The organism is Cupriavidus sp. GW822-FHT02D05 (genome assembly GCF_058802485.1).
In genome coordinates, this window is the sequence record NZ_JBXAOE010000021.1 from 76,477 (window position 1) to 87,533 (window position 11,057).

At 65.4% G+C, this 11,057-nt stretch carries 8 protein-coding genes; 6 read left to right on the forward strand and 2 right to left on the reverse strand.

The genetic code is table 11. The features are described from left to right. Nucleotides 1-27: 27 nt before the first annotated feature. Together AC1RQK_RS26175 and AC1RQK_RS26180 are read left to right on the forward strand one after the other, a co-directional pair. A complete protein-coding gene (locus AC1RQK_RS26175) occupies nucleotides 28-1,899 on the forward strand; it encodes an amidohydrolase (protein ID WP_492371219.1) in 1,872 nt (623 codons plus the stop codon). Nucleotides 1,900-1,977: 78 nt separating this feature from the next. Then, nucleotides 1,978-2,274 carry a XapX domain-containing protein gene (locus tag AC1RQK_RS26180; RefSeq protein WP_492371220.1) on the forward strand — a complete coding sequence of 99 codons (297 nt, stop codon included), beginning with the start codon at nucleotides 1,978-1,980 and terminating at the stop codon, nucleotides 2,272-2,274. A 68-nt stretch (nucleotides 2,275-2,342) separates the two neighbouring features. Here AC1RQK_RS26180 and AC1RQK_RS26185 read toward each other — a convergent pair whose 3' ends face one another. Further along, nucleotides 2,343-2,561, reverse strand: a complete 219-nt coding sequence (locus AC1RQK_RS26185; protein WP_174425930.1) for a DUF2188 domain-containing protein — start codon at nucleotides 2,559-2,561, stop codon at nucleotides 2,343-2,345. 85 nt (nucleotides 2,562-2,646) lie between these two features. Continuing rightward, the gene (locus tag AC1RQK_RS26190; RefSeq protein ID WP_150984617.1) at nucleotides 2,647-3,372 is read right to left on the reverse strand and encodes a GntR family transcriptional regulator; all 726 of its coding nucleotides are present in this window, start codon (nucleotides 3,370-3,372) and stop codon (nucleotides 2,647-2,649) included. 170 nt (nucleotides 3,373-3,542) lie between these two features. Between AC1RQK_RS26190 and AC1RQK_RS26195 the strand changes: the two genes are divergently transcribed. From AC1RQK_RS26195 to AC1RQK_RS26210, 4 genes are all read left to right on the forward strand, one after another. After that, nucleotides 3,543-4,763, forward strand: coding sequence for a pyridoxal-phosphate-dependent aminotransferase family protein (locus AC1RQK_RS26195; protein ID WP_492811919.1), 1,221 nt, complete (start codon nucleotides 3,543-3,545; stop codon nucleotides 4,761-4,763). A gap of 247 nt (nucleotides 4,764-5,010) precedes the next feature. Next, nucleotides 5,011-6,279 carry an MFS transporter gene (locus AC1RQK_RS26200; RefSeq protein ID WP_492371222.1) on the forward strand — a complete coding sequence of 423 codons (1,269 nt, stop codon included), beginning with the start codon at nucleotides 5,011-5,013 and terminating at the stop codon, nucleotides 6,277-6,279. Nucleotides 6,280-6,488: 209 nt separating this feature from the next. After that, entirely contained in the window at nucleotides 6,489-9,533 is a 3,045-nt protein-coding gene (locus AC1RQK_RS26205) for an FAD-binding and (Fe-S)-binding domain-containing protein (protein WP_492371223.1), read from the forward strand. 451 nt (nucleotides 9,534-9,984) lie between these two features. Further along, on the forward strand, nucleotides 9,985-11,055 hold the full coding sequence (locus tag AC1RQK_RS26210) for a porin (RefSeq protein ID WP_492371224.1): 1,071 nt from the start codon (nucleotides 9,985-9,987) through the stop codon (nucleotides 11,053-11,055). Nucleotides 11,056-11,057 lie beyond the last annotated feature (2 nt).

The following is an 11,057-nucleotide window of genomic DNA, read 5'->3' on the forward strand; positions in this document are numbered from 1 at the left end:
GTCGTTGCCATCGACCGGAGCCTCGCCATGGATGCCACCGCCAAGCCCGAACTGATCCTGATGAACGGGCGCTTTGCCACGCTTGACCGCGCCAACCCGCAGGCCGATGCCGTCGCCATCCGGGATGGCAAGTTCGTTGCCGTGGGCGCGCGGCAGGATGTGATGGCCCTGGCGGACAGCGGCACCCAGGTGATCGACCTGCATGGCCGTTGCGTCGTGCCGGGGCTGATCGACAGCCATATGCACATCATCCGCGGCGGACTGAACTACAACATGGAGTTGCGCTGGGATGGCGTGCGCTCGCTGGCCGATGCCATGCGCATGCTCAAGGAGCAAGTGGCGCGCACACCGGCACCACAATGGGTGCGCGTGGTAGGCGGCTTTACCGATCAGCAATTCGCGGAGAGGCGCCTGCCTACCATCGATGAGCTGAACGCGGCCGCGCCGGATACCCCGGTATTCATCCTGCACCTGTACGACCGTGCCATCCTCAACGGCGCCGCCCTGCGCGCCGTGGGCTATACCAAGGACACGCCGAACCCGCCGGGCGGCGAGATCGTGCACGACAAGGCCGGCAATCCCACGGGCCTGCTGCTCGCCAAGCCAAACGCCACCATCCTCTACGCCACGCTGGCCAAGGGCCCGAAGCTGCCGCCCGAATACCAGAAGAACTCCACGCGCCATTTCATGCGCGAGGTGAACCGTCTTGGCGTGACCGGCGTCATCGACGCTGGTGGCGGCTACCAGAACTACCCCGAGGACTACCACATCATCGAGGAGCTGCACAAGGACGGGCAGCTCACGGTGCGCCTGGCCTACAACCTGTTCACGCAAAAGCCCAAGGACGAGCTCAGCGATTTCAGCGGCTGGTCCAAGCAGATCAAGCCCGGCCAGGGCGACGACCTGTACCGCCACAACGGCGCCGGCGAGATGCTGGTCTACAGTGCCGCCGACTTCGAGGACTTTCGCGTCGAGCGGCCCGACATGCCGCCATCGATGGAAGGCGACCTGGAGCCGGTGATCCGCCTGCTGGCGGAAAACCGCTGGCCATGGCGCCTGCACGCTACCTATGACGAGACCATCTCCCGCGCGCTGGACGTCTACGAAAAGGTGGCGCGGGACGTGCCGTTCGACGGCCTGCACTGGTTCTTCGACCATGCCGAGACCATTACCGACCGCAACATCGACCGCATCGCGGCGCTGGGCGGCGGCATCGCCGTGCAACACCGCATGGCCTACCAGGGCGAGTATTTCGTCGAGCGCTATGGCGCCAAGGCCGCCGAGAGCACGCCGCCCATCAAGCGCATGCTGGAGCGCGGAGTCAATGTGGGCGGCGGCACCGATGCCACGCGCGTGGCGTCGTACAACCCCTGGGTGTCGCTGTCCTGGATGGTCACTGGCAAGACCCTGGGCGGACTCTCGCTGTATCCGCAGGCCAACCTGCTCGACCGCGAAGCCGCGTTGCGCCTGTGGACCGAGGCCAATACCTGGTTCTCCTCCGAGCAAGGCAAGAAGGGCCAGATCCAGGCTGGGCAGCTGGCCGACCTGGCGGTGCTGTCGAGCGACTATTTCTCCGTGCCGGGCGACGAGATCCAGGACATCACCTCCGTGCTGACCATGCTGGGCGGCAAAGTCGTGTATGGCGATGGCGACTTCGGCAAGCTGGCGCCGCCGCTGCCGCCCGCCATGCCGGACTGGGCGCCGGTGCGCGCTTTCGGCGGCTACCAGCCACGGCGGGCGCCAGGCGCGCAGGCGCTGGCCGTGACGGCTGGCTGCGGCTGCGCGAGCGCCTGCGGCGTGCACGGCCATGCACATGCCGGTGCGTGGCAGTCCAGCGCGCCGGTGTCGGATCACCGCGGGTTCTGGGGCGCGTTGGGTTGCTCCTGCTGGGCGTTCTGATGGCAGTGAAGACGGCAGTGAAGACGCTTTGGTCCGCACCACCATCCTGACCGGCGGCTACTTCCAGGGAGAAGCACCATGAAGCTGTTTCTTGTTTCGTTCGGCGCGGGGATTCTGGTTGGCATCATCTATGCGCTGTTGCAGGTTCGCTCGCCGGCCCCGCCCGCCATTGCCTTGATCGGGCTGCTTGGGATGCTGATTGGCGAGCAGGTGGTGCCTACCGCAAAGCGCTTGATGGCCGGCGAGCCGATCACTGTTGCGTGGTTCCGCTCCGAGTGCGTGCCCAAGATCAGTGGTGCACCCCCCGCGCCGCCTGTGTCGGCGCAGGGGGCGGCGGCAACGGTGGCCAGCACAGGAGACAAGAGCGGCACCTAGGTGCCGGCCCACGCGGGGGACATGGCGTCAGGACCTGGACTTATGCCCCGGCTTGCCCATATCCAGCGCTATATCGAGCGAGGCTCATGCCCAAAGCTGCTGCGGGTGCGGATCTGTCCGTCCAGTCCGTGAATCAACAACTCGACCTGCTCGCGCTGGGCGTCGCGCGTGCCGGCCTCCACGGCGTCTTCCTGCGACGCGTGATGCGAGTTGGCATACCGCGCGCCCTCCTGGATCACGTCCCATCCGGAACCATGCGGCAAAACGTGGATGTTATGGGCTGTCATGACGATCTCCTGTGGCTTCTAGCTGATAGCGGCTGACTCCATTCTGGCCCAGTGCCAGCACATGGCTATCGGAGACCGTCTGACTTTAATCGTTGTGGGCGGGCGGGTCGCCGACCGGGTCCGGATGGATCTGCATGATGGCGTCGCGCTTTTCCAGCAAGTGGCGCTTGAGGATGGCGCCCAGCAGCTTGCCGTCACGCGCCTCCAGTGCCTTGATCATGTCTTCGTGATCATGCACGGCGCGATCCCACTTGTCCGTCTGGTGGTTGGAGCGAAAGCGCAGCGCCTTCAGGCGGCGGTTGATGCCCTGGTAGGTCTGGCGCAGCGCGGTGTTGCGCGCCGCCTCGTTGATGCGGTCGTGGATTTCCTGGTTGCGGCTGTAGTAGCCCGGCAGGTCGTTCTGCACACGGCAGGCCAGCATCGAATAATGCAGCGCCTTGATCTCGGCCAGCTCGGCCGGCGTGATGCGCTCGCAAGCCAGCTCGCCCGAGAAGGCTTCCAGGCCGCTCATCAGCTCGAACGTCTCCCAGACTTCCGCCTCCGTCATGCGCGAGACGCTGGCGCCCCGGTTGGGCGAGATCTCGATCAGGCCCTCCGCCGCCAGCACCTTGAACGCCTCGCGCAGCGGCGTGCGGGAGATGCCCAGCGTTTCACATAGCTCACGTTCGTTGAGCTTCATGCCCGGGGACAGCACGCCTTCCACGATGAACTTGCGCAGGTGGTCGACTACCGTGTCGTGCAGCCGCTGGCGCTCGACCTTGGGGAGGACCGCGGCAGGGCGCGTGAGGTCGCTGCCAGATGGATTCTGCATTCAAAGTCCTTATCTTTGCGTTTTTCGCATTCTACTGCATCTCCTGGCAGGCACCCAAATTCGGGGTAAACACCCAATGTTCAGGCCAAAACAGCGCTTGGAGGTGGTGCGTTTCGTCTGCTAAAGTATTTTGAATGCAAAATGCATAATTCACAAAGGAGGGACAACCCATGATCAAACTCGACTTCCACCCCGCTGGCCGCCACTTCCTGCAGATCCCTGGCCCGAGCCCCGTGCCCGACCGGATCCTGCGTGCCATGAGCTATCCGACCATTGACCACCGTGGCCCGGAGTTCGGCGCGCTGGGCCGCAAGGTGCTGGCGGACATCAAGAAGATCTTCAAGACCGAGCAGCCGGTCATCATCTATCCGGCCTCTGGCACCGGCGCCTGGGAGGCCGCGCTGACCAACACGCTGAGCCCCGGCGACACGGTGTTGATGTTCGAGACGGGTCACTTCGCCACGCTGTGGAAAAAGATGGCGCAAGCGCTCGGGTTGAAGCCGGAATTTCTCGGGCTGCCCGGCATCGAGGGCTGGCGCCGTGGCGTGCAGGCCGACATGATCGAAGCTCGCCTGCGCGCCGACAGCGCGCACGCCATCAAGGCGGTGTGCGTGGTGCACAACGAGACCTCGACCGGCGTGACCTCCGACATCGCCGCGGTGCGCCGCGCCATCGACGCGGCCGGCCACCCGGCGCTGCTGCTGGTGGACACCATCTCCGGCCTGGCCTCGGCGGACTATCGCCACGACGAGTGGGGCGTGGACGTAACGGTATCGGGCTCGCAGAAAGGGCTGATGCTGCCACCGGGGATCAGCTTCAATGCGCTGTCGCCCAAGGCCATCGCGGCCAGCAAGGCGGCAAAGCTGCCGCGCGCGTTCTGGGCCTGGGGCGAGATCATCGAAGCCAACAAGAACGGCTACTGGCCGTACACGCCGAACACCAATCTGCTCTATGGCTTGTCCGAGGCGCTGGACATGATCCTGGAGGAGGGCCTGGACAACGTCTTCGCGCGGCACCAGCGGCTGGCCGAAGCCACGCGCCGTGCGGTGCGGGCCTGGGGCCTGGAGATCCAGTGCGCGGATGCCTCCGTGTACAGCCCCGTGCTGACGGGCGTGATGATGCCCGACGGCGTGGATGCCGACGACGTGCGCAAGCGCATCTATGAACGCTTCGACATGTCGCTGGGACAGGCGCTGGGCAAGATACGCGGCAAGATGTTCCGCATCGGTCATCTCGGCGACTGCAACGACCTCACGCTGATGGCCACGCTGTCCGGCTGCGAGATGGGGCTGAAGCTCGCCGGCGTGCCGGTGGCGGCCAGCGGCGTCGTGTCGGCGATGGAGTACCTGGCATCGCATGCGGATAGCCCGGTGCTGAAGGCCGCGGCATAAGCCAGCAAGGGAGGGCCGGGCGGCCTTCCTGAACCGCGCAACGCAATAACAAGCGAGCGAGTGCAAGCAGGCATGGCTTCACCCCTGGGGTGAGGCCAGGGACAGGTGTTGCCCATTTTTGCCGTTCGGCAGCCATGCCAACGCCTGTGCGCAGTAGCGGGAACCGGCCATAGAGCCGGCCGCGATGAATTTGCCCTGGCCCCGGCGTCCCGCCGGGCGGGCAGGAACAACACAACGGAGACAAACCATGAAGCGCCTGCGTGCAACCAGCGTCGTGCTGGGGATGCTATGCATCATGTATTTCATCACCTACCTGGACCGCGTCAATGTGAGCACGGCCGCGGCCGGCTTTGGCCAGGAGTTCAACCTCAGCAAGACCGAGATCGGCCTGGTGTTCTCGGCCTTTGCCTATCCCTACCTGGTGTTCCAGATCATCGGCGGCTGGGTGAGCGACCGGTTCGGCGCCAAGCGCACCCTGATGGTCTGCGGCGTGCTGTGGGCCGTCGCCACGTTGCTCACGGGCTTTGCCGGCGGTCTGGTTTCCCTGCTCGCCGCGCGCTTGCTGCTGGGCCTGGGCGAGGGCGCTACCTTTCCGGCTGCCACCGCCGCCATGGCACGCTGGGTGCCCAAGGAAAAGCGTGGCTTCGCGCAGGGCATCACCCATGCCTGCGCCCGGGTCGGCAACGCCGTGGCCCCGGCCGCGGTCGTCGCCATCATGGCGGTCTACGGCTGGCGCGAGTCGTTTTACATCTGCGGCGCGATCAGCCTGGTCTGGGTGGCGCTGTGGGCGGTGACCTTCACCGAGCATCCGAAGGACCATCCCCGCATGACCCCGGCAGAACTCGAGACGCTGCCCGCCCCCAGGAAAAAGGCTGCCAACGTGCCCTGGCGCCGCCTGTTCAAGCGCATGGCCCCCGTGACCATCGTCTACTTCTGCTACGGCTGGACCCTGTGGTTGTTCCTGAGCTGGATTCCGCAGTACTTCCTGCATAGCTACGACCTGGACCTGAAGAAGTCCGCCATCTTTGCCTCCGCCGTATTCTTTGCCGGTGTGATCGGCGACACCCTGGGCGGCATCGTTACTGACAAGCTCTACGACCGCACCGGCAGCCTGAAGCGCGCGCGCAGCGGGATGGTGGCGGTCTGCATGCTGCTGACCATGTTGTCGCTGCTCCCCCTGCTGTTTACGCACAACCTCTATGTCTCGATGGCTTGCCTGGCCGGCGGCTTTTTCTTTGCCGAGATGACGATCGGGCCGATGTGGGCGATTCCCATGGACATCGCGCCGGAGCATTCCGGCACCGCGAGCGGGATGATGAATTCCGGCTCGGCGCTGGCCGCGATCATCTCGCCAGTGCTCTCGGGCTACCTGATCGATCGCTTCGGCAGCTGGGAGCTGCCCTTTATCGGCAGCATGGTGCTGATGGGTATTGGCGTGATCCTGGCCTTGCGCATGCAGCCAGAGAGCAAGTTCGAAGCCGAGCCCGCGGATGCCTCGAAGCCGTTGCGCGCCTGAGCCACGCAGACATGCCAACCGACCCGCAAACCATGCGCCAGCCCTATGCCCATCTCTATCCCTCGCCGGGTCGTACACGGGCATGCATTTTCCCGCCCGGGCAGGCGTGGCGCTGGGCCGGATCGCGGGCCTGCCGCCAGTTGAACTGATCCTCGCATGACACGGCGCGCCGGCACGGCACCCCTCCACACAAGCCCTGGTAGAAAGCCATGAACCCATCCTCCTCCCCGATGCTCGTCAAGCCGATCCATCTTGTGCCGTCGCCGGGCCGCGCCGGCCCGGCGCTGTCGCCGCTCTCGGCCCGTTTGCGCAAGGAACTGCGCGGCGACGTGTTCTTCGACCGCGCCAACCGGGGCCGCTACGCCACCGATGCCTCGATCTACCAGATCACGCCCATCGGCGTGGTGGTGCCGCGGGACCAGGCGGACCTGTTGCTGGCGCTGGAGATCGCCCGCGACGAAAAAGCCCCGGTACTGGCGCGCGGCGCCGGCACCAGCCAGTGCGGACAGACGGTTGGCGAGGCGCTGGTGATCGACAACAGCAAGTGGCTGAACAACGTGGTGGATTTCGATCCCGTGGCCGCCACCATCACGGTTGAGCCCGGCATTGTGCTGGACCACCTCAACGCCTGGCTGAAACCGCACGGCCTGTGGTTCCCGGTGGATGTATCGACGGGGGCGCAATGCACCATCGGCGGCATGGCCGGCAACAACTCTTGCGGCTCGCGCTCCATCGAGTACGGCAACATGGTGCACAACGTGCTGGGCATCGATGCCGTGCTGGCAGATGGCAGCCAATGCCATTTCGGCTCGCTGAAGGCTCCCGTTTCCGATCCGCGCGCAGCGGGCATCCTGAAGGGCTTGCAACGCATCGCCACGCGCGAGCGCGACGAGATTGCCGAGCGCATGCCCAAGGTGCTGCGCCGTGTGGCCGGCTACAACATCGACCTGTTCGCATGCCAGAATCCGCGTGCCTATACCGACGACGGCCACGCCAATCTCTCGCATATCCTCGTGGGTTCGGAGGGCACGCTGGCTTATAGCCGGCAGGTCACGCTGAAGCTGTCTGCGCTGCCGCGGCACAAGGTGCTGGGCGTGGTGAATTTCCCCACGTTCTACCAGGCCATGGACATGACGCAGCATATCGTCAGGCTCAAGCCGGTTGCGGTGGAACTGGTGGATCGCACCATGATCGACCTGTCGATGGAGAACCCGGCGTTCCGCCCCGTCATCGAGAGCGCCTTGTCCGGCGAGCCGCAGGCCATCTTGCTGGTCGAGTTCGCCGGGGAGGAACACAGCGCGCTGCTGGCGCAGCTCGACGACCTGGCAGCGCTGATGAGCGACCTGGGGCTGCCCGGCTCGGTGGTCAAGATGGCCGACGCCAGGTCGCAGAAGGCGTTGTGGGATGTGCGCAAGGCCGGGCTCAATATCATGATGAGCATGAAGGGCGATGGCAAGCCGGTTTCCTTTATCGAGGATTGCGCCGTGCCGCTGGAGCACCTGGCCGAGTACACCCGCCGGCTTACCGCCGTGTTCCACAAGCACGAGACCGAAGGCACCTGGTATGCCCATGCCAGCGTGGGCACGCTGCATGTGCGCCCGATCCTGGACATGCGGCGCGACGGCGCAGTGCGCATGCGCGAGATCGCCGAGGAAGCGGCAGAGCTGGTGCGCGAGTACAAGGGCGCGTACTCCGGAGAACACGGCGATGGCCTGTGCCGGGGCGAATGGGTGGCCTGGCAGTATGGCCCGCGCATCAACGCCGCCTTCGGCGAGATCAAGGCGCTGTTCGATCCGGACAACCGCTTCAACCCGGACAAGATCGTACGCCCGCCCAGGATGGACGCGCGCGAGAACTTCCGCTTTGCGCCGGGCTATGCCGCCTTGCCACTCACGCCGGCGCTCGACTGGTCCGCATGGAACGTCAGCCGCAACCCGTTGACCGGCGAGGAAACGGCGCCCGGCACGGGCACCGACCGCGCCGGCGGCCTGGCTGCGGCGGTGGAGATGTGCAACAACAACGGCCACTGCCGCAAGTTCGATGCGGGCACCATGTGCCCGAGCTATCGCGTGACCAAGGACGAGCAGCACGTCACGCGCGGCCGTGCCAATACGCTGCGGCTGGCAGTGTCGGGCCAGCTGGGCGATGACGGCCTTGCCAGCCGTGAAGTCAAGGAAGCGCTCGACCTGTGCGTCTCCTGCAAAGGCTGCAAGCGCGATTGCCCGACCGGCGTGGACATGGCCAGGTTCAAGATCGAAGCGCGCCATGCCTGGGCCCAGCGGCACGGCATCACCGTGCGCGAGCGCATGGTGGCGTTCATGCCGCGCTATGCGCCCGTGGCGAGCCGCCTTGCCGCGCTGCTAGCGCTGGCCGATGGCATTCCCGGCATCTCCGGCGTGGTGAAGCGGGCCATGGGATTCGCGCCGCAACGCTCGCTGCCGCGCTTCAAGGCCGCGTTCCTGTCAAAAGCCAAGGCAACGCGCCAAGGCGGGGCGGGCCGCGAAGTCATGCTCTTCGTCGACACCTTCAGCAACTACATGGAGCCGGAGAACGCGCTGGCGGCGCAGCAGGTGCTGGAGGCGGCGGGCTACACGGTGCATTTCAACCGCCGCGAAGGCGAGCGCCCCTTGTGCTGCGGCCGCACCTTCCTTGCGGCGGGGCTGGTGGGCCAGGCCAGGGAGGAGGCGCGGCGCCTGCTGGATGCGGTTAAGCCCTATGTCGATCGCGACATCCCCATCGTCGGCCTGGAGCCTTCGTGCCTGCTGTCCTTGCGCGATGAGTTCCTTAGCTACGGCTACGGCGACGAGGCCAGGAAGCTGGCCGCACAGGCCTTCCTGTTCGAGGAGTTCCTGGTGCGCGAGAAGGCAGCCGGCCGCCTCTCGCTCGATCTTGATGCGCTGCACACGAGCGAGGCCGTGGTGCACGGCCACTGCCACCAGAAGGCATTCGACGCCTTCACCCCGGTGCAGACCGTGCTGGGCTGGATCCCCGGCCTGAAGGTCTCCCCGGTGGAATCGTCCTGCTGCGGCATGGCGGGCAGCTTTGGCTACGAGGCCGAGCACTACGAGGCGTCCAAGGCCATGGCCGAGCTGTCGCTGCTGCCAGCGGTGCGCAAGCGCGCCGCCAATGCCATCGTGGTGGCCGACGGCACCAGCTGCCGCCACCAGATCCTGGACGGCGCCGACACCGAGGCCATGCACGTGGCGCGTGTGCTGGCGATGGCGCTGAAGCGGCAGGGCGGGCCGCAGGCCTGAGGCCCGCGCAGTTCACCGTGGTGCTGCTCTGGCCGCGCAGCGATCGCTGCGTGGATCGCTGTTTTGCCAAGGGGCAAATCCACCGGCCCGGAGGGAGCACTACCGCCGCGGTGCGGCAATTCCATGGCCTGGCGGCATAGCCTGGCAGGTCCTTCGGGGCTATTGCCAAACTCACTGCCTTACTGCGACTCAACCGCGTGAGTCTCGTCCCCCGCTCAGCGCCACGCACGCCCTCAGGGCGACGCTTCACTTGGCTGCCTGCTCGAACAGTTATTCCCGTATCAGGAACAATAGATGTTCCGATTGGATAACTATTTACTTATTGCTGTCACATAAGTGCCTTACGATGCGTCACTCGCATGGAGTTGGCCTTGGCTGTCTCGCTTTCTTGCCAAGGCAGGCTTCCCCGGTAGCGTGACCCTACCGGATCAATCAGAAACCGAAAATGATCATGAAAAAACCTCTCTTCGTTTTGGCAGCAGTCGCTGCGTGCGCCGTGTCCACCGCTGCTTCAGCGCAATCGTCTGGCGTGACGCTTTACGGCATTGCCGATGCTGGCGTTAGCTTCCAGAGTCACGTGCAAGGCCCTAACGGTGGCGGCTCGGTCACAGGCTTGACGTCCGGTGGCCTCTCCGGTTCGCGCTGGGGCATTCGCGGCGTGGAGGACCTGGGCAATAACCTGAAGGGCATCTTCGTGCTGGAAAGCGGTTTTGACCTCGACACGGGAAAGTCCGCCCAAGGCAACCGCTTGTTCGGCCGTCAAGCCTATGTTGGCCTGCAGAGCAACTTCGGCGCAGTCACGCTGGGCCGCCAGCAAAACGCCCTGTATGACCTGTTCGGCGCCTACGACCCGATGGCGGTCGGCAGCAGCTACTCGCTCAACTCGGTCGATACCCAGGGCTTCAACGGCCGCGCCGACAACGCCGTCAAGTACACCGGCAAGTTCGGCGGCCTGACCGCCACCGGTTTCTACAGCTTCGGCCGCGATAGCAACATCACCAACGGTGGGGAAGTGCCGGGTAGCTTCCGGGTTGGCAAGAACTTCGGTGGCGGCTTGGCGTACGCGAACGGCCCGGTCTCGGTGGGTGTCGCCTATGACCAGTACCAGGGCAGCACCATTGCCACGTCCGGCGCTGCGGCCAAGCGCGCCGCAATCGGTGGCGCGTATGCGTTCGGCGATGCCAAGGTGTTCGCCGGCTATCGCTGGATGCGCGATGAGGTCACCAGTGCGACCGTAGTCCGCCAGGACAACCTGTACTGGCTGGGCGCGCTGTATAAGTTCACCCCTGCCTTCAGCCTGACCGGCGCGGCTTACTACACCGACGCCCGCAAGGACAGCAACAGTTCGTGGATGTACGTCTTGAATGCCGACTATGCCCTGTCCAAGCGCACCGACGCCTACGTGCTGCTCGGCTACGTGAAGAACAAGGGGCAGGCAACCTACGGCGTGACCAACGCAATGAACACCCTGCCCGGCCAGAACCAGACCGGCGCCATGGTTGGTGTGCGTCACCGCTTCTAATA